This is a genomic window from Methylocystis sp. WRRC1, assembly GCF_020733155.1.
Lineage (GTDB): Bacteria > Pseudomonadota > Alphaproteobacteria > Rhizobiales > Beijerinckiaceae > Methylocystis.
The window spans coordinates 2,775,576-2,801,756 of record NZ_JAJFZJ010000001.1 but is presented as its reverse complement, the minus strand read 5'-3'; the positions used below and the strand labels follow the sequence as shown (position 1 = coordinate 2,801,756).

General features: G+C 63.6%; 25 protein-coding genes and 1 tRNA gene. 9 read left to right on the top strand and 17 right to left on the bottom strand.

Annotation, left to right across the window (positions count from 1 at the left end; translation table 11 throughout):
- Positions 1-4 precede the first annotated feature (4 nt).
- The 11 genes from LG047_RS13640 to LG047_RS13590 all read right to left on the bottom strand — a co-directional run bounded on the left by LG047_RS13640 (position 5) and on the right by LG047_RS13590 (position 11,668).
- Positions 5-886: a nuclear transport factor 2 family protein gene (locus LG047_RS13640; protein WP_227967346.1), complete on the bottom strand. Its 882-nt coding sequence runs from the start codon at positions 884-886 to the stop codon at positions 5-7.
- A 116-nt stretch (positions 887-1,002) separates the two neighbouring features.
- A complete protein-coding gene (ilvC, locus tag LG047_RS13635) occupies positions 1,003-2,022 on the bottom strand; it encodes a ketol-acid reductoisomerase (RefSeq protein ID WP_036285667.1) in 1,020 nt (339 codons plus the stop codon).
- A gap of 148 nt (positions 2,023-2,170) precedes the next feature.
- Positions 2,171-3,679, bottom strand: coding sequence for an outer membrane protein (locus LG047_RS13630; RefSeq protein ID WP_227967344.1), 1,509 nt, complete (start codon positions 3,677-3,679; stop codon positions 2,171-2,173).
- Positions 3,680-3,846: 167 nt separating this feature from the next.
- On the bottom strand, positions 3,847-4,398 hold the full coding sequence (gene ilvN, locus LG047_RS13625; protein WP_036285664.1) for an acetolactate synthase small subunit: 552 nt from the start codon (positions 4,396-4,398) through the stop codon (positions 3,847-3,849).
- Between the two features lie 69 nt (positions 4,399-4,467).
- The gene (locus tag LG047_RS13620) at positions 4,468-6,240 is read right to left on the bottom strand and encodes an acetolactate synthase 3 large subunit (protein ID WP_036285662.1); all 1,773 of its coding nucleotides are present in this window, start codon (positions 6,238-6,240) and stop codon (positions 4,468-4,470) included.
- Positions 6,241-6,501: 261 nt separating this feature from the next.
- Positions 6,502-6,939: a hypothetical protein gene (locus tag LG047_RS13615; protein WP_227967342.1), complete on the bottom strand. Its 438-nt coding sequence runs from the start codon at positions 6,937-6,939 to the stop codon at positions 6,502-6,504.
- A 7-nt stretch (positions 6,940-6,946) separates the two neighbouring features.
- Complete coding sequence (locus LG047_RS13610; protein WP_227967340.1) at positions 6,947-7,135, bottom strand: type II toxin-antitoxin system PemK/MazF family toxin; 189 nt, start codon at positions 7,133-7,135, stop codon at positions 6,947-6,949.
- On the bottom strand, positions 7,102-8,502 hold the full coding sequence (locus LG047_RS13605) for an ATP-binding protein (RefSeq protein ID WP_227967338.1): 1,401 nt from the start codon (positions 8,500-8,502) through the stop codon (positions 7,102-7,104). The genes LG047_RS13610 and LG047_RS13605 overlap by 34 nt, the downstream gene beginning before the upstream one ends.
- A gap of 22 nt (positions 8,503-8,524) precedes the next feature.
- Complete coding sequence (locus tag LG047_RS13600; RefSeq protein ID WP_036285650.1) at positions 8,525-10,153, bottom strand: CTP synthase; 1,629 nt, start codon at positions 10,151-10,153, stop codon at positions 8,525-8,527.
- A gap of 109 nt (positions 10,154-10,262) precedes the next feature.
- Complete coding sequence (gene secG / locus LG047_RS13595; protein ID WP_227967336.1) at positions 10,263-11,030, bottom strand: preprotein translocase subunit SecG; 768 nt, start codon at positions 11,028-11,030, stop codon at positions 10,263-10,265.
- A gap of 170 nt (positions 11,031-11,200) precedes the next feature.
- Positions 11,201-11,668, bottom strand: coding sequence for a hypothetical protein (locus LG047_RS13590; protein WP_227967334.1), 468 nt, complete (start codon positions 11,666-11,668; stop codon positions 11,201-11,203).
- Between the two features lie 241 nt (positions 11,669-11,909).
- Here LG047_RS13590 and leuB point away from each other — a divergent pair, with 241 nt between their 5' ends.
- A complete protein-coding gene (leuB, locus tag LG047_RS13585) occupies positions 11,910-13,019 on the top strand; it encodes a 3-isopropylmalate dehydrogenase (RefSeq protein ID WP_227967332.1) in 1,110 nt (369 codons plus the stop codon).
- A gap of 55 nt (positions 13,020-13,074) precedes the next feature.
- Here leuB and LG047_RS13580 read toward each other — a convergent pair whose 3' ends face one another.
- Both LG047_RS13580 and LG047_RS13575 read right to left on the bottom strand, forming a co-directional pair.
- The gene (locus LG047_RS13580; RefSeq protein ID WP_227967330.1) at positions 13,075-13,503 is read right to left on the bottom strand and encodes a hypothetical protein; all 429 of its coding nucleotides are present in this window, start codon (positions 13,501-13,503) and stop codon (positions 13,075-13,077) included.
- Between the two features lie 138 nt (positions 13,504-13,641).
- Positions 13,642-13,878 (bottom strand): hypothetical protein, encoded by a 237-nt coding sequence (locus LG047_RS13575; RefSeq protein WP_036285640.1) that lies wholly within the window; start codon positions 13,876-13,878, stop codon positions 13,642-13,644.
- A 489-nt stretch (positions 13,879-14,367) separates the two neighbouring features.
- Here LG047_RS13575 and LG047_RS13570 point away from each other — a divergent pair, with 489 nt between their 5' ends.
- The 3 genes from LG047_RS13570 to LG047_RS13560 all read left to right on the top strand — a co-directional run bounded on the left by LG047_RS13570 (position 14,368) and on the right by LG047_RS13560 (position 18,022).
- Entirely contained in the window at positions 14,368-16,596 is a 2,229-nt protein-coding gene (locus LG047_RS13570; RefSeq protein ID WP_227967329.1) for a PAS domain-containing protein, read from the top strand.
- Positions 16,597-16,709: 113 nt separating this feature from the next.
- Positions 16,710-17,090 (top strand): hypothetical protein, encoded by a 381-nt coding sequence (locus LG047_RS13565; protein WP_227967328.1) that lies wholly within the window; start codon positions 16,710-16,712, stop codon positions 17,088-17,090.
- Positions 17,091-17,269: 179 nt separating this feature from the next.
- Positions 17,270-18,022 (top strand): hypothetical protein, encoded by a 753-nt coding sequence (locus LG047_RS13560; protein ID WP_227967327.1) that lies wholly within the window; start codon positions 17,270-17,272, stop codon positions 18,020-18,022.
- A 226-nt stretch (positions 18,023-18,248) separates the two neighbouring features.
- Here the strand turns inward: LG047_RS13560 and LG047_RS13555 are convergent.
- Positions 18,249-18,323: transfer RNA gene (locus LG047_RS13555), tRNA-Val, on the bottom strand.
- 51 nt (positions 18,324-18,374) lie between these two features.
- Complete coding sequence (locus tag LG047_RS13550; protein ID WP_227967326.1) at positions 18,375-19,070, bottom strand: HAD family hydrolase; 696 nt, start codon at positions 19,068-19,070, stop codon at positions 18,375-18,377.
- Positions 19,071-19,210: 140 nt separating this feature from the next.
- Between LG047_RS13550 and LG047_RS13545 the strand changes: the two genes are divergently transcribed.
- Genes LG047_RS13545 through gor form a run of 3 tightly spaced genes read left to right on the top strand, consistent with a single transcriptional unit; the run spans position 19,211 to position 21,674 of the window.
- Positions 19,211-19,579 (top strand): hypothetical protein, encoded by a 369-nt coding sequence (locus tag LG047_RS13545; RefSeq protein ID WP_036288900.1) that lies wholly within the window; start codon positions 19,211-19,213, stop codon positions 19,577-19,579.
- Entirely contained in the window at positions 19,576-20,304 is a 729-nt protein-coding gene (rpiA, locus tag LG047_RS13540; protein ID WP_227967325.1) for a ribose-5-phosphate isomerase RpiA, read from the top strand. Before LG047_RS13545 ends, rpiA begins: the two co-directional genes overlap by 4 nt.
- Positions 20,301-21,674, top strand: coding sequence for a glutathione-disulfide reductase (gene gor, locus LG047_RS13535; RefSeq protein WP_036285603.1), 1,374 nt, complete (start codon positions 20,301-20,303; stop codon positions 21,672-21,674). The genes rpiA and gor overlap by 4 nt, the downstream gene beginning before the upstream one ends.
- Before the next feature lie 17 nt (positions 21,675-21,691).
- Here gor and LG047_RS13530 read toward each other — a convergent pair whose 3' ends face one another.
- Positions 21,692-22,879: an acyltransferase gene (locus tag LG047_RS13530; RefSeq protein ID WP_227967324.1), complete on the bottom strand. Its 1,188-nt coding sequence runs from the start codon at positions 22,877-22,879 to the stop codon at positions 21,692-21,694.
- A gap of 187 nt (positions 22,880-23,066) precedes the next feature.
- Here LG047_RS13530 and LG047_RS13525 point away from each other — a divergent pair, with 187 nt between their 5' ends.
- Positions 23,067-24,449, top strand: a complete 1,383-nt coding sequence (locus tag LG047_RS13525; RefSeq protein ID WP_036288894.1) for a class II 3-deoxy-7-phosphoheptulonate synthase — start codon at positions 23,067-23,069, stop codon at positions 24,447-24,449.
- A 66-nt stretch (positions 24,450-24,515) separates the two neighbouring features.
- Positions 24,516-24,950, top strand: coding sequence for a DUF1810 domain-containing protein (locus LG047_RS13520; protein ID WP_227967322.1), 435 nt, complete (start codon positions 24,516-24,518; stop codon positions 24,948-24,950).
- Positions 24,951-25,032: 82 nt separating this feature from the next.
- On the opposite strand, the gene LG047_RS13515 is transcribed toward LG047_RS13520, so the two are convergent.
- Positions 25,033-26,175, bottom strand: a complete 1,143-nt coding sequence (locus LG047_RS13515) for a ceramide glucosyltransferase (protein WP_036285599.1) — start codon at positions 26,173-26,175, stop codon at positions 25,033-25,035.
- Between the last annotated feature and the right edge of the window lie 6 nt (positions 26,176-26,181).

Sequence of the window (26,181 nt, the reverse complement as noted above, 5' to 3'; positions counted from 1 at the left end):
CGGGTCAGTCCTGCATCTGCAGGAGCGCGACGCTGTCGCGAAATTCGACGATCTCGACGATCAGGCCCTTCCGGAAGCGCGCGAAATCGGCAAGCTCGACCAGCCCGAGCCGGCCAGTGCCGCGATGCCGCCATTCCACCGTGCGTCGAACCGCCGCGCAGTCGCCGTCGACGACCACCTCCGGCATGGCGTGGCCGAGCTGCTCGAATTCGACGCCGATCGTGCGGATGATATTGGCGAGCGCCTCCATGCCGCGGTGCCGGCCGGCGTAGGAAATGCTCGCCCTGTCGCCGACGAATTCGCAGACGACGTCCGGCGCGCAGAATTCCCGGAACAGCGCGACGCTCGGTCCGCGCTCGGAGAAATTGCCCAATTCGATCATCCGCCGCGCGATCTCGTCGCGATCCAGTCCCGGGTCGCCCGGCGCCAGCATCTCCTCGAAATTCGGGATCAGGACATCCGGCGCGCGCGACGCGCAGTGATGATCGACGAATTCGCTCATCTGCGCGACGAGGCCGTTTCGCCAGCGCAGGAAATGCGCCATGTCCATCCGGAAAATCTGGCCGGTCGCGCGATGACGCCACTTGCCGAGCCAGCGCACGGCCGTGCGATCGCCCTCGACGAGCACGGAGAGGATTTCCGCATCGAAAGGTTCATAATCGATGTCGGTGCGACGCAGATTTTCGCGCAGCGCGTCGCGGCCGCGCCATTGGCCGGCCGGAAAGAGCCCCAGCTTGGTGCAATTGTAGGTGAGTTCGACGTTTTCGACGAAAAGCCTGACCATCGACGCGACGTCGCCGGCCATGCGCAAACGAATGATCTCATGGACGCGCCGACGCAATTCGGCTGCGGCGTTCTGGCCGCGACGCCCGCCCGGTCCGTGCATATAAAACTCTCGCCCGAAACGGGCGGCTCCCCCTCGTCGTCGGCGCCCCTCGCGCAGACGACGCCCCCGGACCCAGAGTCCGGAGGCGATTCTCGATTATTTTCAGCTATTATGCGTCAATTGCGGTCTTTGTCGACAAGCTTGTTCTTGCCGATCCAGGGCATCATGGCGCGCAGGCGGGCGCCGACTTCCTCGATCGGATGCGCATTGTTGCGCGCGCGCGTCGCCTTGAAGGAGGTCTGATTGACCTTGTTCTCGAGCATCCAGTCGCGGGTGAACTTGCCGGACTGGATGTCCTCGAGCACGCGCTTCATCTCGGCCTTGGTTTCCGGCGTGATGATGCGCGGGCCGGTGACATATTCGCCATATTCGGCCGTGTTCGACACTGAATAGTTCATGTTGGCGATGCCGCCTTCATAGATCAGGTCGACGATCAGCTTCACCTCGTGCAGGCACTCGAAATAGGCCATCTCCGGCGCATAGCCGGCTTCGACCAGCGTCTCGAAGCCATTGCGGATCAGCTCGACGAGGCCGCCGCAAAGCACGACCTGCTCGCCGAAGAGATCGGTCTCGCACTCCTCACGGAAGGTGGTCTCGATGATGCCCGCGCGGCCGCCGCCGATGGCGGAAGCGTAGGACAGAGCGATCTGCTTGGCGTTGCCGGAGGCGTCCTGATGCACAGCGACGAGGCACGGAACGCCGCCGCCCTTGAGATATTCGCCGCGCACCGTGTGGCCGGGGCCCTTGGGGGCGACCATCATCACATCGAGGTCCTTGCGCGGCTCGATCAGGCTGAAATGGATGTTGAGGCCGTGAGCGAAGAGCAGCGCCGCGCCCTGCTTGAGATTCGGGGCGAGTTCGTTGGCGTAGATGTCGCCCTGCAGTTCGTCGGGCGTCAGCATCATCACGACGTCGGCCCATTTGGCCGCTTCCGGAACCGTCATCACCTTGAGGCCCGCGCCCTCGGCCTTGGCGGCGGAGGCGGAGCCCGGGCGCAGCGCCACGGCCACGTCGGAGACGCCGCTCTCCTTGAGGTTGAGGGCGTGGGCAAAGCCCTGGCTGCCGTAGCCGATGATGGCGACCTTCTTGCCCTTGATCAGATTGATGTCGGCGTCCCGATCGTAATAAACGCGCATTTCCTGTCGTTCCCTGATTGTCTGGTTTTTTGGCGGATGACGGGACCGCCGGCGTGACGTCATAAATTTGGCGCGCCCCTTCTACGCGTGGCGGCCGCCAAGGTCAAAGGCCGCCGGATGCGGCGGCCTTTGCGCAGAGCCAGAAAGATCAGTATTTCGCGACGACTGGCGCCGGCCCCGCGCCGCCGAAGCGCCAGTTGAGGCCGATGCGCGTCACATGCGTCGCGAAGCGGCCGGTAGAGAAGGCGCCCGCGAAGGGCGCGGGAGCGATCCCGGCTGCAGGGCCGCTCACGCCCGCAAAGCTCAAATAGAGGTAATCGGCCCTGAGCGACAAATTGGGCGCGAGCGCATATTCCGTCCCCGAGCCCACCGTCCAGCCAACCTGCGAGCGCGCGCCGGCTCCGGTGAAGAGCGCCCCGGCCGCCTGCGTCCCCGAGGCGGTGATCTCGCCATAGGCCACGCCGCCCGTGACATAGCTCAGCGAATAGCCGCGCGCGAGGCCGAGCCGCGCGCGCGTGGTGCCGAACCATGTCATGGCGTTGGGCGTGTCGGTGAAGACATAGCCGTTCGGCCCGCCGACGGTCGTCGCCTGATGCCACGCCTGGACACCGCTCCACTGCGCGTCGGTCTCGACGCCCACGACAAACCGATCGGCGAACTGATAGGCGTATCCGGCCTGTCCGCCGGCGACCGCGCCGCCGGTGCGGTTGGAGACGCTGGTCGAGAAGGCGAGGCCCGGCTGCGCGAAGCCGGTGACGCCGTCCACGACGCCGCCGCCATAGCCGCCATTCACGCCGACGTAAAAGCCCGTCCAATCGAGCTCCGGCTTCTGGAACAGAATGTCGAACAGGCTACCCTGCGGCATGGACGGCGCGAGATCGCCGAGGCCGCCAAAACGGTAATTCATGCCGCCGCGGACCATGTGCGCCTCGACGAGACCGGTCGAGAAAGAGCCGACGAGCGGAGGAAGCGGCGGCGGAGTCAGACCGACGGCCGGGCCGGAGACTCCCGGCAATTGCAGATAGAGATATTCGGCCCGGGCCGACAGGCGGGGCGAGAGAGCGAAGTCGAGGCCGGCGCCCGCCGCCCAGCCGACATTGGTCTCGCGCGCGCCGCCGACGCTGACGAGGCCCGCCGCGAGCGCCTGCGCGCCGCGCGCCTCCACCTGGCCATAGGCGACGCCGCCCGTGAGATAGGGAAGCATCCGGCCAAAGGAGTAACCGACGCGGCCGCGCGTCGTGCCGAACCAGTCGAGACTGTGGCTCGTGTCGGCATTGGTGAGAAGCAGGGGATTGGAGGCGATGGTCGTCGCCTGATGGGACGACCGGATGTCGCTCCATTGCATGTCGCTCTCGACGCCGAGCACGACGCCGTTTTCGAACTGGTAGTCGTAGCCGATCTGGCCGCCGACGAACCAGCCGCTCGCCTGATCGAAGGTCCGCGTCGCCGTCCCGCCGAGCCCCGGAGCGGCGAGCGCCACGCGCGCTTCGGACACCGCGCCGCCGAAGCCGCGGTTGAAGCCCAGATGAAAGCCCGTCCAGGAAAAGACCGGCGGCGGCGCCGGGGGCGGGCTCTTTTGCGCGGGAAGGTCGGCCGCCTGCGCAGAAAGCGCGATCGCGGGAAGAGCCGCGAACGACTGTAAAAACTTCTTCAACATCCGGGACACTCCCTGGCCGGGCCGCTTCGGCTTCGACCGGCCGCCTTCCATCAAAGAAGGACGACGGCAAAGAAAGCGTCAACGCACACGAGCGGGGCGAGCGCAGCCTACGCCCTTTTTGCGTGCGCCTGTGTCATTTGAGCAACTAAAACGACTATTGTTTACAGTCAGATCGGGTCCGGTCCGCGCGAAATCGCGGCGACGCCCGTCCGCGAGACCTCGACGAGGCCGATGGGGCGCATCAGATCGACGAATTCGTCGATCTTCTCGGGTTTGCCGGTCAGCTCGAAGATGAAGCTCTCCGTCGTTGCGTCGACGACGCGCGCGCGGAAGGCTTCGGCAAGCTGAAGCGCGTCGTTGCGATTGTCCCCGCGGCCGCGCACCTTCACCATGGCGAGCTCGCGCTCGAGCGAGCGCTTGGACGCAGTGAGGTCCGTCACCTGTTTCACCGGCACGAGACGCTCGAGCTGATGGTGGATCTGGTCGATCGTCTCCGGCGCGCCGGACGTCACTATGGTGATGCGCGAATGGTGCTCCGCATGCGCCACCTCGGCGACGGTGAGGCTCTCGATATTGTAGCCGCGGCCCGAGAACAGGCCGACGACGCGCGCGAGGACGCCCGGCTCATTGTCGACGAGAACGGAAAGCGTATGCGACTCGATCTTGGCGTTCGGCGTGGCCGCCGAATAGGGAGAAGGCGGGGAGGCTGGAGCGTTCATTTCAATCCTTGAAGCAGGTCGACGACGGGCGTAAGCGAAGCTGCAGCGCCTGCCGCTTCGCTTCAAGCCTTAAACGAGCATCTTGCCCTTCTCGTCGATGATGGCGCCGATGTCGACGCCCGCGTCGTCCGAAAGGTCGGCAAGCAGCATGTCGTTATGCGCCTTGCCCGAGGGGATCATCGGGAAGCAGTTCTCGACCTTGTCGACGACGCAATCGAAGAGCACCGGCCCGTCGTAATCGATCATCTCCTGGATCGCCGCGTCGAGATCCTTCGGATCGGAGCAGCGGATTCCCTTCGCCCCGAAAGCTTCCGCAAGCTTCACGAAATCGGGCAGCGCCTCGGAATAGCTGTGAGAATAGCGTCCGCCATGCAGCAGCTCCTGCCACTGGCGCACCATGCCCATGTATTCGTTGTTGAGGATGAAGACCTTGACCGGCAGGCGGAACTGGATCGCGGTCGAAAGCTCCTGAATGCACATCAGGATCGACGCCTCGCCCGCAATGTCGATGACAAGCGAGTTGGGATGCGCGAGCTGCGCGCCGATCGCCGCCGGCAGGCCATAGCCCATGGTGCCGAGGCCGCCGGAGGTCATCCAGCGGTTGGGCTCGTCGAAATGATAATGCTGCGCGGCCCACATCTGGTGCTGGCCGACTTCGGTCGTGACATAGGGGTCGCGATCCTTCGTCAGCGCATAAAGGCGCTGCACGGCGTATTGCGGCTTGATCGTGGTGTCGGAGTTTCGGAAGGCGAGCGACTTCTTCGCGCGCCATTCGTCGATCTGCGCCCACCAGTGATCCAGCGGCTGCTTGTCTGCGTGCATCGCCTCCGCGCGCCAGGTGCGCACCAGCGCCTCCAGCACATGGCCGCAATCGCCGACGATGGCGAGATCGACCTTGACGTTCTTGTTGATCGAGGAACGATCGATGTCGATATGGATCTTCTTCGAGCCCGGCGAGAAGGCGTCGAGGCGCCCCGTGATGCGGTCGTCGAAACGCGCGCCGACCGCGATCATCAGGTCGCAGTCGTGCATCGCATTATTGGCCTCGTACGTGCCGTGCATGCCGAGCATGCCGAGCCAGTTGGCGCCCGAGGCCGGATAGGCGCCGAGCCCCATCAGCGTCGAGGTGATGGGGAAGCCCGTCAGGCTCACCAGTTCGCGCAGCAGCGTCGAGGCCGCCGGGCCGGAATTGATGACGCCGCCGCCCGTATAGAAGATCGGGCGTTTTGCCGCCGCCATCATCCGCACGGCCGCGCGGATCGACTCCATGTCGGCGTCGAGCCGCGGCTGATAGGTCTTGTGCGCCGCGCCGCGCGGGGGCGCATAGACGCCGCGCGCGAACTGCACGTCCTTCGGAATGTCGATCACGACCGGGCCGGGGCGGCCGGACGAGGCCACATAGAACGCCTCGTGCAGCACGCGCGGCAGGTCACTGATGCTCTTCACCAGATAATTGTGCTTGGTGCAGTGGCGGGTGATGCCGACCGTGTCGCATTCCTGGAAGGCGTCGGAGCCGATGAGATGCGTGGGCACCTGCCCGGTGATGCAGACGAGCGGGATCGAATCCATCAGCGCGTCGGTGAGGCCGGTGACGGTGTTGGTGGCGCCGGGGCCGGAGGTCACCAGCAGCACGCCTACCTTGCCCGACGAGCGCGCATAGCCTTCGGCCGCATGGGCGGCGCCCTGCTCGTGGCGCACGAGAATGTGCTGCACCTTCTCCTGATGGAAAAGGACGTCGTAAATCGGAAGGACGGCGCCGCCGGGATAGCCGAAAATAATTTCCACGCCCTGATCCTTCAGGGCCTCGACCACCATCTCGGCGCCGGTCATTTCCTTCGACATTTTTCCGTTCCGTTTGCTCTTCGTGCGGCGGGCAACAAAAAAGGCCCACACGGGGCCTTGGGTCAAGCGCCATCGGCGGACAGCGGGCGCTAGCCCCGCTCCGTCTCCGGCGCTCTATGTACTACGAGAAGACCGCGCATTCTGCGTCCCGCTTTTTTCGGATGCGTCGACGTTAAGGGACGCGCGGCGGAGAATCAAGCGGCGATTACGCTTCTCCAGCGAAGGGAGGGCGACGGCTCCCGCGCGCGGACAGGGCGCGGGTCACGCGCCGTCGGCGCCGGCGTCAAGGATCCAGTTCCTCCCGCAAAAGGAGACGTAAAGGCGCTCCTGCCCCAGCGCCTGCCCGAGTTCGGCCGCGAGTTCGTTCAGCATCGCCTCTATGTCGGCGTCCGGCAGATGGCCGAGATAGGCGTGCACCGCCTCGCCGTCGAAGATCGCCACGGGCTCGCGGTCGGAGCCCGCCGTCCCGTCCTCCTTCGGCCAGGCGTAGGTCACCTCGCCGCGCGTAAACATGCCCGAGAGCGCCGGAAGCCCCTGCTCCACCCGCCTGCGCATCCAGGCGCGGGCGGTGCGTACCGCTTCCGACACGTCATAGACCCGCCCCTCCGGGTCCCAGCCCTCCCGCAGCCCGACGGTGATGCGGAAATCGCGGCGGGGGCCGAACGAATTGGGGACGATGCGGTAAGCCGTTTCGCTCATGGCGCCCCTATTCGAGGATTGCGGCGAGTTTCGCTAACGCCTCGGCGACGATGTCGTCGGGGGCGCTTTCCAGTTTTTTGGCGCGCCGGGCGGAAAGGTCCAGTGCGCGGGGCTGATCGCATCGGATGACGCCGGTGGTTTGCGTGCCTGCGCTCGGGAAGATTAAGAGTTTTCCTTTGCAGCAGGCTTCCGCCAAGCAGGCTTTTTACCGGGCACCTTCGGGGATTGCTCCAGTTGACCACGGTCACGGAGCTTATAAAAAACTTGTTTCATAGAGTTTTCTGACTTTATTCCTGTCAGATCTCTAGCGATAAAATTGGTTATCTCCTCTGATGTCTTCAAATAGTCCATAACTATTTGCTCCGGCGAGGCAAGACTTTCGTGTTTTAGCGTCACGACAACAGAACTATCTCGCTCTTCAATTATCGGCTTCTTAAGCCTCAATTTCCCCATCGCCTCAAAGGCGGTGTTTACCCCCTCTCCAACGTCTTTGTTCGGGGGATTCCTGAATTTATTTATAAGTCGTACAATTTTCGGGTTTCTTGCAAATTGGGTCTTAGCGATGTTCTCAACCGTCACGTGGCCAGGAAGTCTGCCAGGACTCTCAATTTCGACACGATTATCAAAAATACGAACCTGAACATCCGAAACTACGTTATAATCGCGATGAAGAACCGCATTAGTAAGTATTTCATGCAGCGCCTCCTCAGGATACGTGATCTTTTCTAACCCTGAAGGACCGATCTTTTCTATACCTTCAATAATCTCTTTAACTTTATCAACTGCATCGTATATCAGATTGTATAGGTTTCCTTCGATCGTAATCGGATCAAAAGCCAAAAAGTCACGTTCAGCTTCCTGCCTTGTCTGGTAGCGCAAAACTTTCACGGCAGACCGCTTGGCAAGAATCGATTGAGGGTTGTCAGAAAAAAGTAAAACGCCGGCTACGGTTGGGCGGCCCTCTAAAAGCACACGTTGTTTCGAAAGCCACTCTTCCGGCTCTCCTGTGGGGACTATTTCTAATAAAAATTCAATTATCGCACTTGAATTCGTTATTTCGGAAGCATCAATATTCAATAACTCGTCTTCAAAAGACTTTATCCCTTTATCATAACGCAGTCGCTCGAGAGCTCCTTCATCATACAAGGGTAGGCTTTGGGCATTACGCCTGACGTAAGCCTTTCCGTCCGTGGCAGAAACAACGTCGGTCGTTTTTAGGATGGTCAGATGTAAAACATATCCTAAACTTTTATCGGAGGATAAAAATTCTGCAATGAAGTTGTTATTTAGAGGACTTAACTGCTGCAGTACTTGAAAAATTGGATTAGCCGCTTCGAGGTCCACGAAGCCTTTCCATTCGCGGATCTTTCCATTTTCACTTACTGATTCCTCGATCCCAACATAAATTTCTCCACCGCTGGTGTTCGCAAACGCTGAAATAGTTTTACTCAATTTTCCAGGATTAATATCCGCACTCTTTAAATCAGAAAAATGCGACTCCTCAGAATACAAAAGCTCTTCATATTCGGTTGAGTTCAGTTTCTTGATAATAATATGCATCATGAGCCTATATAGATTTATTGCCTCACACCAACCTGCTCTGCGCCTTCGCCGCCGCAATAAAACTCGCGAACAGCGGATGCGGCTCAAACGGCCGCGATTTCAGCTCGGGGTGATATTGCACGCCGATGAACCAGGGGTGGTCGGGGATTTCGACCGTCTCGGGCAGCAAGCCGTCGGGGGACGTGCCCGCAAACAGCAGCCCCTTTTCCTCCAGCCGCTCGCGATAGGCGAAATTCACCTCGTAGCGATGGCGGTGGCGCTCGGAGATTTCCGTCGCGCCGTAAATCTGCGCGATGCGCGAGCCGGGCTTGAGCAGCGCCGGGTAGGCGCCGAGCCGCATGGTGCCGCCTAAACCCTCGCCGACGCCGCGCTTTTCGAGCTCGTTGCCCTTGAGCCATTCGGTCATCAGGCCCACGACCGGCTCCTCGCAGGGGCCGAATTCGGTGGAGTTGGCCTTTTCGATGCCCGCAAGCGCCCGCGCCGCCTCGATCACCGCCATCTGCATGCCGAAGCAGATGCCGAAATAGGGCACGCCCCGCTCGCGCGCGAATCGGGCCGCGAGAATCTTGCCCTCCGCCCCGCGCTGGCCGAAGCCGCCCGGCACCATGATGCCGTGCACATGCTCCAGATGCGCGGCCGGATCGGCGCTTTCGAATATCTCCGATTCGATCCAGTCGAGATTGACCTTCACGCGATTGGCGAGGCCGCCATGGGCGAGCGCCTCGATGAGGCTCTTATAGGCGTCCTTCATCTCGGTGTATTTGCCCACCACCGCGATGGTGACTTCGCCCTCGGGATTCATGATCCGCTGCGTGACCGCGTTCCAGCGGCTCATGTCGGGCTTGGGCGCAGGCTCGATGCCGAAGGCCGCGAGCACCTGCGCGTCCAGCCCCGCCGCATGATAGGCGCGCGGCACGTCGTAGATGTTGGCCGCGTCGCGCGCCTCGATGACCGCCTGCTCGCGTACGTTGCAGAACAGGCCGAGCTTGCGGCGCTCCTCGCGCGGTATCTCGCGATCGGTGCGGCAGAGCAGAATGTCCGGCTGGATGCCGATGGAGCGCAGCTCCTTCACCGAATGCTGCGTCGGCTTGGTCTTGAGCTCGCCCGCGCTGGGGATGAAGGGCAGCAGCGTGAGATGGATATAGATGCAGTGATGCGGCGGCAGATCGTTCTTGAGCTGGCGGATCGCCTCGAAGAAGGGCAGGCCCTCGATGTCGCCCACCGTGCCGCCGATCTCGATCAGCGCGAAATCGACGTTCTCATTGCCTTCCAGCACGAACTCCTTGATGGCGTTGGTGACGTGCGGAATGACCTGGATCGTCGCGCCGAGATAGTCGCCGCGCCGCTCCTTGTTGATGATGTCCTGATAGATGCGGCCGGTCGTGACATTGTCCTGCCGCGACGCCGGGCGGCCGGTGAAGCGCTCGTAATGGCCGAGATCGAGATCCGTCTCGGCGCCGTCGTCGGTGACGAAGACTTCGCCGTGCTGATAGGGGCTCATCGTCCCCGGATCGATGTTGAGATAGGGATCGAGCTTGCGAAGCCGGACCGTGTAGCCGCGCGCCTGCAGGAGCGCGCCGAGAACCGCCGACGCGAGACCCTTGCCAAGTGAGGAGACCACGCCGCCGGTGATGAAGATGTAGCGCGCCATGGGGCTTAACGCCTAACGCCTTTCGCTGGATTTGGGTAGCACATAATTGGGCCGGGGAAGGGTTCTTCCCCAGCCGATTTCTTTTTCGAGGGAGCTGAGAAGCCCGCGCTTACTGCGTGGGCGACTTCCAGATCGTCGGCGCGGCCGGCTTCGTCTCGGCAGGCTTGGCCTCCGGCGCAGGCGCCGACGGGGCGACGGGGGCCGCCTCGGTCTTCGGGGCCTCGGCCTTGGGGGCGTCGACTGCCGGAGCCTCTGATTTCGGGGCCTCGCCTGCGGGCGCTTCGGTCTTCGGGGATTCCCACTTCGGCGCTTCAGACTTCGGAGCTTCGGTCTTGGGCGCCTCTACCTTCGGGGCCTCGGCCGGAGCGGCGGCCTCGGGCGCCTTCGGGGGCTCCTGCGACGGGCGCAGGGCCGGCTTTTCGGCGGCAGGCGCGGCCGGAGCCGGAGCGGCGGGCGTCGCCGGAGCCGTCTCGGCGGGCGCAGTCTGCTGGCGCTTCTGCTGTGCGCGCTGCAGCTGCTCGAAGATGCTGTCCTTGCCGGCTTCCGGAACGGGCGCGGCTTCGCCGGGCTTGGCGCCCTTGTCTTCCGGCTTGAGCTCCTTGAACTTGATCGAGTCCTGATCGATCGCCTTGGTCCAGTCGTCGCCGCCGGCGGCGCGACGCTCCCAGGCCGGCAGGACCGTCAGCGCGATGCTCGTGATGAAAAAGATTGTCGCGAGGATGCCGGTCGCGCGGGTCAGCGCATTGGCCTGGCCGCGGCCGGTGAAGACGCCGCTTCCGCCCATGCCGAGCGCGCCGCCCTCGGACTTTTGATAAAGGACGAGAATGACGAGCGCCGTCACCACCATCAGGTGGATCGCGATGATGACCTGCTGCATTTTAACCCTTCTCCCTGCGGAGCCGACCGCAAGACGCGGCGCTCGACGCCATATTCCGCCGCGCTTCTACACCAACAGGCGGGCGCGAGCAAAGCCCGCCGGGACATGACGAGGGCAAAAAAAATCGCGGACCGGGCGGCCCGCGATCTCTTCCGGCCGATTCGCCCGGCTCAATACATATTGCCGTCCTGGCCCTTCCACTTGCTGCCTTCCTGGTCGAAGCGGGTCTCGTCCTTGAATTCGATGACCTTGCCCGGTTCGATATACTGCTTTTCCTTCACCATCTTGTTCTGGATCGTGGTGGAGAAATAGGTGCTGGCGGAGCAGCCTTCCTTCACCTTGCCGGCGTCGTCCGGCTTGCATTCGAGATTCGCGCCCTTCGGGAAACGCACGTTGGCGGTGAAATAGAATTCATAGCCGGCGTGGCCGGCGCCCTCGACGTCGAGCGGCCAGAAGCGCGTGATGTCGAACTTCTCGATCACAGCGTCCTTGTCGAATTTCGTCTTCACGAGATTTTCGAAGACCTTGCGGGCGTCCTCCGGCTTGGGCTCGCAGTTGATAAGGCAGAACGCCTTGGCGGGAACGGTTGCGGCCAGCGCGCCGGCGAGCGCCAGCCCCGCGATCTTCAAGCTTTTCATCTGTTGCGTCTCCCTGGTTCCGCCCAAACGGCTGTCGCGGCGACGCTGCTCGTTCATTGGCGCGTCGAACCCCGAAGCCGTGGTTCCTTGACCTATTTCAAGCTGCACGCCTTCACTCGCGCCGGCAAGGGCGCCCGCGCGCGCGAATTGTCGCACAGCGCCGCCTCGCCACGCGGTGTTGCGTCGCGCCATCCGGCGCTCTATTGACGGCGCGGGTTTCTCCAACGTCGAAGAGGGTTTCATGTCCGCCTACAAGCTCCTGCTCCTGCCCGGCGACGGCATCGGTCCGGAAATTGCCGCCGAGGCCGAGAAGGTTCTGGCCTTCCTCGGTCAGGCGGGGGTTGCGAGCTTCGAGATCGAACGCGGCCTCGTCGGCGGCGCGGCCTATGACGCCCATGGCGTCGCGATCAGCGAGGGCGACATGGCGCTGGCGAAGGCGGCCGACGCCGTGCTCCTCGCCGCCGTCGGCGGTCCGAAATGGGACGGCGTGCCCTATGACGTGCGCCCGGAAGCCGGCCTGCTGCGCCTGCGCAAGGATCTCGGCCTCTTCGCCAATCTGCGTCCCGCGATCTGCTATCCGGCGCTCGCCGACGCCTCCTCGCTCAAGCGCGAGCTCGTCGACGGCCTCGACATCATGATCGTGCGCGAGCTCACGGGCGGCGTCTATTTCGGCGAGCCGAAAGAGATCGTCACGCTGGAGAATGGCGAGAAGCGCGCCGTCGACACGCAGGTTTACACGACCCACGAGATCGAGCGCATCGGCCGCGTCGCTTTCGAACTCGCGCGCAAGCGCCGCAACAAGGTGACGTCCTCCGAGAAGGCGAACGTCATGAAGTCAGGCTATCTGTGGCGCGAGGTGATCACGGCGCTGCACAAGCGCGAATATGCGGACGTGCAGCTCGAGCATATGCTCGCCGACGCGCTCGGCATGCAGCTCGTGCGCTGGCCCAAGCAGTTCGACGTGATCGTCACCGACAATCTCTTCGGCGACATGCTGTCGGACGAAGCCGCCATGCTCACCGGCTCGCTCGGCATGCTGCCTTCGGCTTCGCTCGGAGCGGCCGACACGAATGGCAAGCGCCACGCCATGTACGAGCCCTGCCACGGCTCCGCGCCGGACATCGCCGGGAAGGGCGTTGCGAACCCCATCGCCATGATCGGCTCGCTCGGCATGGCGCTGCGCTATTCCTTCGATAATGCGAAGGCGGCGGACGCGATCGATACGGCCATCGCCGCCGTGCTCGCCAAGGGCCTGCGCACCGTCGACATCAAGGGCGACGCGCCGTCCTCCATCTCGACGAGCCAGATGGGCGACGCCATCGTCGCCGAACTGAAGAACACGCTGGGCTAGTGAAAAATCCCGGCGCGTCGCCACTGGGGCGGCGCGCCGCGATCAGAACCGCATTTCAGGCGAAGCTCGCCGCAAGATCGGCGAGCGCCTTCTCGACCTTGGGGCCAAGCGCCTTCTCGCGCCCGCCGAAGAGATTTTTCGCTTTGTCGGCATAGCTGTTGCGGCCGGACAAGGCGCAGTCGACGACGGTCGCCGCGCCTTCCGGCCTCAGCGCAAAGGTAACGAAACTCTCTGATTTCGCGGGCCTCCCGGAGTCGAGCCGCAGCACGAGCAGCTCATCCGGCCGGCTCTCAACGATCGTCGCTTCTCCCTCGCCGGCCCAGGCCGACAAGACATCCGCTTCATTGATCCGCCTGAAAATCCGTCTGGCGTCCGCGCCGATTTTCGCCGAGCGCCGCACGACATAGCGGTCCTGCTGCAAAACCAAGGCGGCGGCGAGAATCGCCATACCGAAATAGAGGAGAACGAGACCCACGCCCCACATGCGGCAATCTCCTTCTGTCTCCTCATATTATAGAGCAGGATCGCGGGAATCGAGATCCCCGCGATCCTCAATGCCTGTCATGCGCCGCTTTAGAGACGCGGCGGGAGGGCGCGCGCAGCGCGCGGCCCGCGCCCTGCTTCAGCGCCGGCCCTTTTTCCCCGACGATTCGCCGAACTCCGCCCGGCAGCCCGGGCTCAGGGAGCGCATGTTTGCGCGCAGGCATTTTTCGACCGCGATCGCGTCCGGCACCTGCGCCTCACAGAAACGATAGGCGTCGTTCTCGCACGCCGCGCGTTGCTCGGCGGTTCCTTGAGCCATTGCGGGCGCAGCCGCGAAGAACGCCAGCAGAGCCGAGAGCCGGAAAAAGATGCGCATTCACACGTCCCTTCTAGGTTTGCGTTGATCAGAGACTTTTCCTGATCCGTGTCTTTCCCTGCGACCTGGGGAGCGGGTCGCGGACCGGCGCGATCATACGCGACCTGAGCGCGCGGACAATCCGATTTTGGCGCAATCCACGCAACTAACCTTGAACGCGAGCGCGTCCCGCTATGCGCCAATACGCGCAAATTTTCCCCGAAAGGATGGTTTTCCCGACAAAAACAGTCGCTTCGCGAACATCAGCCGGCAGAAAGACGGCGCGCCTCCTCGCTTCGCCGCATCCGCCTTCCCGCGTTGAACGCCCGTTCAGTCTGTGATTGGCGACGATCTGACGCCGTCGCACGGCCCGCTCGAGTGTTTGTCAACTGACGCGCCGCTGAAAGTAGCGCGACGAATGTCGACCACTTCCGAATTGCGCGGCAACGCGAAAACAGCTTAATTCCGCGCCGCAGTTGCGATTTTTCCTCCAAGAAAACGAGAATGCGCATGAAGGGCGCCGACCTGCGTCTCTTTATCGAGCAGACGCCCATCGCGGCCGCAATGTTCGACCGGGAAATGCGCTATCTCGCCATGAGTCCGCGCTGGCTGTCGGAATATCCTGTCGACGGTCCGATGTTGGGCCTTTCGCATTATGAGCTGTTCCCGGAAATACCCGAAAGATGGAAGGAGGCGCATCGACGCGGCCTTGCCGGCGAGACGCTGAGCGCGGCGGAGGATTGTTTCGTTCGCGCTGACGGCGGCGTCGTCTGGATGAGCTGGCAATTGCGTCCATGGTTCGAGGCCGATGGGACGATCGGGGGAATCGTCATTTTCGCGGAGGACGTCACGCCGCGAAAAAGGGCCGAGGAAGCCCTGCGTCTGAGCGAGGAGCGGCACCGTTACGCGATGCAGGCGACGCGGGAAGGCCTGTGGGACTGGAACATAAAGACCGGCGAGGCCTTCATCAGCCCATATTACTGCGCGATGCTCGGCTATGAAGAATCCGACTTCGCCCCGGATGTTGTCCGTCACTGGATGGAACTTCTCCATCCTGACGATCGGGATGCCACGCTGGCGCGCGTTGACGAATGGTTGTCCGAATCCGGCGCCTATTCCTGCGAATTCAGGCTCCGGACCAAGGACGGCAAATATCGCTGGATATTGAGCCGGGGCGAGGTCGTCGAACGGGACGAAGCGGGCGCGCCATCGCGCGCTGTCGGCGCGCATGTCGACATCACGGAACGCAAGCAGGCCGAAGCCGCCCTTATAGAAAGCGAACATCGCTTCCAGCAAATCGCGGATCATACGCCGGCGCTGATATGGATGTCGGGCGCGGAAAAGGGTTGCACATATTTCAACAGGACCTGGCTGAATTTTACCGGCCGCGCGCTCGAACAGCAATTGGGCGACGGCTGGACGGCGTGCGTTCACCCGAACGATCTCGACCGCTGTCTCGAAACCTACGGGTCGGCTTTCGACGCGCGCAAACCCTTCGAGATGGAATATCGATTGCGTCGCCACGATGGGGAATATCGCTGGATTCGCGACATCGGCGTTCCCCGCTTTACGCCGGAAGGGGAATTTCTCGGCTACATCGGTTCGGGCGTCGACGTGACGGAACGCAGGAATGCGGAAGAGGCGCTGCGCAAGAGCGAGGAAAGGCTGAGCCTCGCCCAGTCGTCGGCGCATATCGGAATTTGGGATTGGGATCTCGGCGCGAACGAAACATTCCTCAATAATGAATATTACGACCTCTATGGCCTGCCGCGAGGCGCGTCTCTAACATATGACGATTTCCTGTCGCGCGTTCACCCCGAGGATCGCCAGCGTGTCGACTCGGAAATGCAGGCGGCCCTGTCGGGCGGCGGACGCCTCGACTTCCAGTGCCGGATCGTGCGTGCAGACGATTGTGAGACGCGCTGGATTGCGTCGAAAGGCATTGTGTTTTTCGACGCCGACGGCCATCCGTTTCGCGCCATGGGCGCCGTTTACGACATTACGGAATTGAAAAAGATCGAGGAGGAGCTACTCAGCGTCGACCGTCGCAAGGACGAATTTCTGGCGACGCTTGCCCATGAATTACGAAATCCGTTGGGCGCAATCAGCAATTCCGTCAATCTGCTGAACATCCTGACGTCCGAAACATCGGCCGCTGAAGAGAAGAAGCGCGCGTCGCTTGCAAGGATCGAGCGGCAGGTCAATCATCTCAAACGCATCGTCGACGATCTTCTCGAGATCACGCGCATCAAGCATGGCAAGATCGAACTGAAAAAAGAGCGCGTCGAACTGGGTGAAATCCTGTCGCAGGCGGTCGATCTTTGTCAGCCGCTCGTTCAGGAGAATGGTCACCAATTGACAATGGAACTTCCCTCGCGCCCCCTGGAGATCGACGGCGATCCTGTGCGTCTCGTGCAGGTTTTCGGCAATCTTATCAACAACGCGGTCAAATTCACGGATGCTGGCGGGCGCATCGACATCGCTGCGACCCATGGTGAAAAGGAAGCAATCGTCAGCGTGCGCGACAATGGCGCCGGCCTGCCGCCCGAAACGCTCGGTTCGATTTTCGACATGTTCGCGCAGGTCAAAACCGGATCGCGCATTGCGTCGGGCGGCATCGGCGTGGGACTCGCGCTCTCCCGGGGCCTTATACTTTTGCATGGCGGGCGCATCGACGCGCACAGCGATGGGCCGGGACATGGCAGCGAATTTGTCGTCCGCCTTCCCCTGGCGAAGTGATAACATTATGTCGAACGCCCGATGGCGCATCTAATCCCGATTGACATTATGCGTGACTCGAATATGTTCGAAACATGGCGACGAGAGGGGCATTATCGTGGAGCGTGCGCCGCATGTTTTATGCGGCGGTTGTCGCTTGCCTGCTCGTTCTTCAGGGACTGCTGCCAATAAAGTCCTCGCTTGCGACGCCCGTTGAAGCAGATGTGTTCTTCGACGCTCACGGCGCCGCGATCACCCGCGTCATATGTCTCAACAATGCGGGTCAGGACGCCCCTGTTCACAAGCACGCCGACGATTCCGACTGCTGCCTTTCATGTTCGGCGAATGCGTCTGACGAATCCTGGCTTCTGACGGCGATCGTCGCGATCGTTGCGAGCTTTATGGATAGCGGGCTCGGCGCTTCCCTCTATACGGGTTTTGCCGAGGTTTCCTCGCTTCTTACCGGAACAGGCTGGGGCAGCGTCTGGGCTGCTCGCGCGCCGCCGATCGGCTAAATAAGCCGCGCCCAACATCGGCCGCATCCTCGAGAGATGCGCTGCTGATCCAATAACGCTTCCAACAAATTCAAAAGCCTCATCGCATCGGCCATCCGGTCCGACGCCAGAAATCTGCTGCGTCCTCACAGAACGGGGACGTCGGCCGATAGTCGTGTCATGTCCAAACAAAGGAAAAGATGATGAAGACGCTAGTTTGTCCGACGCTTCTTGTTACTGCGCTCGTCTCTCAAGCGGCGATGACGCCGGCAGTGGCGCATGAATCCCGCACGCTGCCCGCCTCGAAGAAATCTATCGTTCTCACGGTCGGCTTCAGCAGCGAGCCGGCGTTCGAAGACACATTCAACGGCGTCGATGTCATTCTGAAAGCCGATGACGGCGAATGTCCGGCGAGCGCCTCGGCTTCCGCGACATCCGACGAGGCGGCGGGCGACACGCGCCACGCCAACCATCCTCACATTACCGCGCCGATCGACACCGCTGCGGGCGACACGGTCAGTCTCAAGGTGTCGGCGATTTACATGAACACCGCCATGAAGCCGACCGGAGCGGGCGGCAGCGTTTTGCCCGCCGCAGCAGGCTTTCGCGCGAGCCGTGAGCTCACCATCGAATATCCGCTCAAGGCGAAGTACAATACGCCCGGGACCTATCAAAGCTTTTTCAGGCCGACGAATCCCGGCCCGGGCACGGGCGCGAACAGCGGGGCTTACGCCTTTCGTGTCTGGGGCACGGTGCGCGTAGTCGCAAAATCGTCGACGTCCTGCGGCGGGTCGCCGATCTCGATGCAAGCGCGGACGGCCACGATCAACAGCGTCTTCGTCTGCGGCCCCAACGGAACGATGTCGGCCGACGGCTCATACAACTGCATCAAGTCGATACAGCCCTTCCCGGGAAATGCGGCCGAGGGATACAAGCCCAGCATGAAGTTCTGATCACGAAGGCGGATCGCAGCGGGAACACGCGCGGACCGCGTTTGCCCGGTTGATTGCGAAAGAACCACTCGGCGAGGGGCCGCGATCGGAGCCGATCGCGGCCTCTTTGCGCCGGCAAGATGCGCCCGCTCGCCGGCGGATGACGGCCGTCGATGATGAGGGAGCGACGCCCGCTCCCCCAACGCTCCCGAAGATTTCAGGTAATTTTGAAGATCGTAAATTCAGATGGTGGGCGGCACAGGGATTGAACCTGTGACCCCTCCCGTGTGAAGGGAGTGCTCTCCCGCTGAGCTAGCCGCCCGTCGCGATTTTCGCGAGACGCCTCCCCTGTAAGAGAGGGCGAGGCTGTCCGTCAAGTGCGACCGGGGGCCGGCGCGCGCAAAATGGCGTGGGTCGCGTCCCACAGATCGTCGAAATGCGAGATGATCCGGTCCGGGCCGAGTTCCGACACCGGAACGTCCGTGTAGCCGAAATCGACCGCCACCACCGGCGCGCCGGCGTTTTTCGCCGTGTCGACGTCCGTCTTCGAATCTCCGACCATCACCGCGCGGCGAGGGTCGCCGCCCGCCGCCTCGATCGTCAGCAGCAGCGTGCGCGGGTCGGGCTTGTGCATGGGGAAAGTGCCGCGTCCGCAGATCGCCGCGAAACGATCGGCGGCTTCGAGCTTTTCGAGCAGAAGCTTCGCGAGCCGCTCCGGCTTGTTGGTGCAGACCGCGAGGCGGAAGCCGGCGGCGGCGAAGCGGTCTAGCGCCGTCAGCGCCCCGGGAAAAAGCCGGCTCTCGTCCGCGATATGGGCCTCGTAATGGGCGAGGAAATCCTGCACCAGCGGATCGACCTGCTCGGGCGGCGGCGGCGCGCCGTCGAGGGCGAATCCGCGCTCGATCAGCGCCCGGGCGCCGGCGCCCACGAGGCTGCGCGCCGCTTCCGGCGCGACCTTCGGCCGTCCCTCGCGCGCCAGCAGGACGTTGAGGGTCGCGATCAGGTCATGGGCGGTGTCGGCCAGAGTGCCGTCGAGGTCGAATACGAGGGTGGGCGCAGTGGTTGTCATCGCCGAGGGCGTAGCGGGGCGGATCGAGCCGGGTCAAGGAATTTTTCGCCGCAATCGGCGCCGCGCAGCCTGCGCGTGTAGACTGCCCCGACCGATTCGCGACAGGGAGCGGACGAATGCGTCACACGCGTTTTTTCCACATGCGACGATTCCTATTCCTCGCGGCCTCATTCGCCGCCGCGAGCGTTGCGCCGGCCGCCGCGGCGGGGAACTATGAATTTCTCGCCGCCCCGCAGACGGACCTCAACCGCGTGTTCCGGCTCGACAGGGCGACGGGTGAAGTCGGCGCCTGCCAATATGGCCTCAAGGAGGGTTCGCCGATCGGCGTCACGCTTTGCTATCCCCCGGGCGAGGGCGCAAAGGCGGGAACCTTCAGCGAATATGCGCTGGTCGCCTCCCGTCACACGGGCGAGGGCGGCGTGTTCCGCGTCGATCTGCGCTCGGGCATGATGTCGATCTGCTTCGTGCTCAACGAGAGCTCGGTCGTCTGCACCCCGCAGGCGAAATGACCGTGGTCGCACTTTCCGCCGAGGCGATGAAACGCGCCGCAGCCGCGGCCGCACTGGAAACCGTGACCCATGGCATGAAGCTTGGGCTGGGCACCGGCTCGACCGCCGCACATTTCGTCGATCTTCTCGGCGCCCGCGTGCGCGACGGTCTCGAGGTCCTTTGCGTGCCGACGTCGGAACGCACCCGGGCCCAGGCCGAAGGCCTCGGAATCAGGCTTTCGACGCTGGACGAAACGCCGGAACTCGATCTCACAGTGGACGGCGCCGATGAATTCGACGCCCGGTTGCGGCTGATAAAGGGCGGCGGCGGCGCGCTGTTGCGCGAGAAGATCGTCGCGGCGGCCTCGAGGCGCATGGTCGTCATCGCCGACGCAACGAAGGAGGTGCGGACGCTCGGCGCTTTTCCCCTGCCCGTCGAGGTCGACCGTTTCGGCGCGCGCTCGACGCAGCTGCACATCGAGCGCGTCGCTCGCGGCCTCGGCCTGATCGGGACGATCACCCGGCGCATGGCGGCGCCGGACGCGCCCTATCTCACCGACGGCGGACATTACATATTCGACTGCGCCTTCGGCGCGATCGACGCGCCCGAGGCGCTTGCCGAGCGGCTCTCCTGCATTCCGGGAGTCGTTGATCACGGGCTCTTCATCGGCCTCGCCAAGGCGATCTTCATCGCCGGCGCGAAGGGCGTTCGCATCATCGGAGACATCTCGGGCGAGGGGCCATGAGCGATTTCGACTACGACCTCATCGTCATCGGCGCCGGCTCCGGCGGGGTTCGCGCGGCCCGCGTCGCGGCGAGCCACGGCGCGAAGGTCGCCATCGCCGAGGAATTTCGCGTCGGCGGCACCTGCGTCATCCGCGGCTGCGTGCCGAAAAAGCTCTATGTGCTGGCGAGCCGCTTCAGGGACGAATTCGAGGACGCCAGGGGCTTCGGCTGGCGCGTTGGCGACGTCTCCTTCGACTGGCCGACGCTGGTCTCGGCCAAGGAGAAGGAGATCACGCGGCTCTCCGGCCTCTATGAGCAGACGCTGGGCAACGCCGGCGTCGAGCTGATCCGCGCCCGCGCGACCATCGCCGGGCCGAACGCCGTCCGCTTCTCGGACGGCCGCACGGCCAGCGCGCGCTGCATCCTTGTCGCCACGGGCGGCGCGCCAGCGCTTGCGCCGCATATTCCGGGCCTCGAATGGGGCCTCTCGTCGAACGAAATTTTCGACCTGCCCTCCTTCCCGCAGCGGCTGCTGATCGTCGGCGCGGGCTATATCGCGGTGGAGTTCGCAAGCGTCTTCGCCCGCCTCGGCTCCGAGGTCACGCTGGCCTATCGCGCGGAACTGCCGTTGCGAGGCTTCGACGAGGATCTGCGCAAGCGCCTTTCCGAAGCGCTGGAGCATGCCGGCGTCCGCCATCACGCCGGCGCGTTGCCGTCCCGCATCGACAAATCCGCAAGCGGCCTCGCCGTCACGATGAGCGACGGGGAGGAATTGACCGTCGACGCCGTGCTGGTCGCGACAGGCCGCCGGCCGCTGACCCAGCATCTCGGGCTGGAGCTGGCGGGCGTGAAGACGCGCGAAAATGGCGCGATCATCGTCGACGCGCAGTCGCGCACCAATGTCGCGTCGATCTACGCCGTCGGGGACGTGACCGACCGAGTCAACCTCACGCCCGTCGCCATTCGGGAGGGCCACGCCTTCGCCGACAGCGTCTTCGGCGGCGCGCCGACGACGGTGGACTACGACTGCGTGCCGAGCGCGGTGTTCACGACGCCCGAGATCGGCACGGTGGGACTGACGGAAGCCGCCGCGCAGGAAAAGCATCCCGCGCTCGATATTTACGAGACGTCCTTCCGTCCGATGCGGGCGACGCTCTCGGGCCGCGCGGAGCGCGTATACATGAAGCTCGTCGTCGAGGCCGAGAGCCAGCGGGTGCTGGGCGCGCATATTTTCGGGCCGGAGGCGGGCGAGATGGCCCAGCTCGTCGGCGTCGCCTTGCGCATGGGCGCGACCAAACGGGACTTCGACGCGACGATGGCCGTGCACCCGACCATGGCGGAAGAACTCGTCACCATGCGCGCGCCCGCGCGCCGGCGTCGCCCCGACTGATCCCGACAGGACGACGTCTACTCCGCCGGCCTCGCGGCGGCGGGCGCGATTCTGTCGAGAAGGCTTCGCAACGCCCGCCGGGCGGCGCCGGTCCTGGCCTCCGTGAGGCGCGAAAAACCGTAACCCGAGACGATCGTGACCGCCATGGCCGCAAAGGCGGCGGCGTAATTCTGCGGCGTGGCGAGCTGCGTCGCCCAGTCGCGGCCGAATACATGGCCGACCATGGCGCGCATGAAAATCAGCATCGGCAGGTGGATCGAATAGAGCGAGAAGGAGAAATCGGCGAGCGTCTTGTGAAGCTTGGGCCGCAGCAGGGAGAAACCCTCGTGCGGACCGAAGCGGAACGACACCAGAACGACGATGAAGAGCATCGAGGCGACAAAATCCGAAATATCCATCAACCGCGGCCAGGCTAGGAGATTGGGGCCGCGCACGAGAAAGCGTATCAGGATCACGACGACCGCATAGAGCGCTAGGGCCAGCCAGCGCGAACGGATGATCGGCCGAGGCAGAAGCGTGGCGAAGGCGCCGGCCGCCCAGAGAATATAGCCGAACTTGAAGAAGCTCGGCGGGATGGAAAGCGCGACGAGCAGCGCCAGGCCCAGCGCGAAGCCGCCAAAACGCAGCGCCGGCGAATAATTGCGCGCCAGGGGCAGCAGCAGCAGCGGGAAGGTGACGTAATACCAGAACTCGCAGGCGAGCGACCAAAGCGGGCCGTTGGTGCCGAAATAGTCGAAGGCGATGCTCTGCAGATTGACGAGGCTCGCGAAAAAAAGCGTCGCCGAAAAATGTCCGTCGAACATCGGCCACTCATAGACGCCGCTGTCGGCGAAGGCCCGGCGGCCAATCTGATCCAGCATGAGGGTGAAAATCACCGCCGGCACGAGGACGAGATAGATTCGGGTGACGCGATGGATGAAATATTCGCGCAGGAAGTCCTGCCGCTTGAGGATATGCGACACGACGGCGCCGCCGACGAGATAGCCCGACATCACGAAAAAGCCGAGCACGGCCTGGTGGCCGAGTTCGAAGGCCGCAAAGAACCACCATGCGTATACCGGCGGCGCATGTGGCGCGGTCATGATATCCGCAAGGTTGATGTACATATTGTTCGTGTGGACCGCCAGCACGACGAGCGCGCCGATCCAGCGAGCGGCCTCGATGAATTGCGACAGAATGAAAGGCATGGGCTCCCGACGCGGCATGCGGATGCGTTCCGCTTATAACCGCTGACGGGAACCGTCGCCAACTGGGGGCCCCAATTAAGCCTTCGCCGGGGGTCTATGGCGAAAGGGTCGCTTTTCAAGCCGTTTTCATCTATAAGCGCCTCTCGCGCCGATGCTGCGGCGCCGCTGACGCGCCCGCTTGGGCGTTGATTTTTCGGAGTTTGGGATAGTGGAACGCTGGACGCCGGGCAGTTGGAGAAATTTGCCGATCGAGCAGACGCCGGTCTACCGGGATCAGGCGGCTCTGGCCGATGTCGAGCGGCAGCTCGCCGGTTTTCCGCCCCTCGTCTTCGCCGGCGAGGCGCGCAACCTCAAGCGTCAGCTTGCCGACGTCGCCGCCGGAAAGGCTTTCCTGCTGCAGGGCGGCGACTGCGCCGAGAGCTTCAACGAGCATTCGGCCGACAACATCCGTGACTTTTTCCGCGTCTTCCTGCAGATGGCCGTGGTGCTGACCTATGCGGCGGGCTCGCCGGTGGTGAAGGTCGGCCGCATCGCCGGCCAGTTCGCCAAGCCGCGCTCCTCGCCCGTCGAGAAGAAGGGCGACAAGGAGTTGCCGAGCTATCGCGGCGACATCATCAACGATATTGACTTCACCGACGCCGCGCGCGAGCCCGATCCGCAGCGCCAGCTTCTGGCCTATCGCCAGTCGGCGGCGACGCTGAACCTCATCCGCGCCTTCGCGGCCGGCGGCTTCGCCAATCTCGAGAACGCCCATCGCTGGATGCTGGGCTTCGTCAAGAGCAGCCCGCAGTCGGAGCGTTACCAGAAGCTCGCCGACCAGATCACCGAGACGCTCGGCTTCATGCGCGCGATCGGGCTCGACCCCGAGCACCATCCCGAACTGCGCCAGACGGATTTCTATACGTCTCACGAGGCGCTCCTCCTCTGCTACGAACAGGCGCTGACCCGAATCGACTCGACCACCGGCGATTATTACGCGACCTCCGGCCACATGCTGTGGATCGGCGACCGCACCCGGCAGGAAAATGGCGCGCATGTCGAATTCATGCGCGGGCTGAAGAATCCGATCGGCCTGAAATGCGGCCCGAGCCTGACGCCCGACGGGCTGATGCGCCTCATCGACGCCCTGGACCCGGAAAACGAGCCGGGACGCCTCACGCTCATCTGCCGCTTCGGCGCCGACAAGATCGCCGACTCGCTGCCGGCGCTGGTGCGCGCCGTGTCGCGCGAGGGCCGCAACATCGTGTGGTCCTGCGACCCCATGCACGGCAACACGATCAGCGCCGCAGGTTACAAGACGCGGCCATTCGACCGTATCATGTCGGAGATCCGCAACTTCTTCGCCGTCCATCAGGCGGAAGGCACCTACGCCGGCGGCATTCATCTCGAAATGACCGGCAAGGACGTGACGGAGTGCACCGGCGGCGCCCGCGCCATCTCGGAAGACGACCTGCGCGACCGCTATCACACCTATTGCGATCCGCGCCTCAACGCCGAACAGGCGATCGAGGTGGCCTTCCTCGTGGCGGAGCTGCTGAAGGCGGAACGCGTCGCGCGCGGCGTGCAGGAACAACACGCGGCGGAGTGAGTCGGTCGCTCCGCCGATCGGGTCTGCGCGGCGCGACGCTGCGCAGAGCGCGACGGAGTGGCGCGAATGGACGACCCCCATGATCTCCGGCGCTTCGTGGATGCGCAGCGTTCCGCTTACGATCGCGCGCTTCGGGAACTGCAGGCGGGGCGCAAGACGAGCCACTGGATGTGGTATGTCTTTCCTCAACTGCGCGGCCTAGGTTTCAGCGAGACGGCGCAGTTCTACGGGATTTCTGGACTGGACGAGGCCGTCGCCTATCTCGCCCATCCCATCCTTGGCCCGCGGCTGCGCGCCTGCGTCGAGGCGATGCTCGCTATCGAGGGCCGCACGGCAGCAGACGTGCTCGGCGACGTCGACGGCAAGAAATTCAGATCGTCGATGACCCTCTTCGCGCACGCCGCGCCGCAGGAAGCGATCTTCGCGAAGGCACTGGAGAAATTTTTCGCGGGCGAAGAGGACGCGCGAACGCTCGCAATGTTGCGGGAGGGCGCGCGCTAAAGCAAATTCGGCCGAATTTGCTCCAGCGGCATATCCTGTCGCGCGTTCGAACGGAAAACCGCCTACACATTTCCCGAACGCCCTACCCGGCCGTGTCCTCCACTTCGCGAACGGTCATCGCATTTCCGTGCCAGACGAAATCGTCGAAGAGCACAGCATCGACAAACATCACCGGCAAAAGCAGGTCGCGCATGGCGAGCGCGAAGGGGGTGCGCCAGTCGACGGGAAACCCGCAAATTCGCGCAAGCATGATCTCGCCGGAATGCAGCGAGAGGGCGATCAGCGCGGCCGCCAGCGCCGCGGCGCTGACGCTCCCATCGAATTGCAGGGCGGCGTATGCGCCGAGCACAATGGCGACGAAGCTGCCGTTCATGAATTCCGGCGCGAAATAGGCCGGGAACGTGACGCGCCGCAGACGCGCCCAGCGCACATGGCGCGAATAGACTTCATGCGCCGTGCGTTCTCCCAGAGGCTGCTCGAAGGGCATGTCGACGAGGCGCACATTCATCTTTTGCGCGCGGATGATCTTCGTCGAGGCGGCGTCCTCGGCGATCTCGCTCCCCAGCGCGCGAATGCCGCCGGCGCGGTCAAGCACCTCGCGCCGCCACATCATGTTCTTGCCCTGCGCGAAGCCGATGCCGATGGCCTCGGCTCCATACTGCCAGCGCGCCTGGAAAGTGTTGAGGATGGCGCATTCGACCGCCGCCCAGAAGCCTCTCGGCCGGGAGCCGATCGGCATCGACACGGTCATCGCCGTGTCGGGCCCGAAGGCCGCGAGCATCGTCTGCACATAGTCCCGCGGCGGCAGGGCGTTGGAGTCGGCGAGGATGACGTAGTCATGGCGCGCCGCCTCCCAGCCCTTCACGCAATTATTGAGCTTGGGATTGGCGCTGACATAATCGTCGCCGACGAGAAGACGCGCCTCCCGCCGCGGATGCTCCGCGATCACGCGCTCGACGAGCGGGATGATCGGATCATTCGGCGACTGGACGCAGAAGATGATTTCATAGTCGGGATAGTCGAGTTCGAAAGTCGCGCGCAGCGTCTCCTCGCTGAAGGTCTCGAGGCCGCGCAAGGGGCGCACGATGCTCACCGGCGGCGCGGCGGCCGGCGCCGGCAGGGTGCGGGGCCGCGCCTTGCATTTTCGCGCCATGACGCCCATCGCGGCGAAGTTCAGGACGAGGATGAAAGCGCACCATCCGGCGCAGACATAGGCCAGCAACATGGGCGC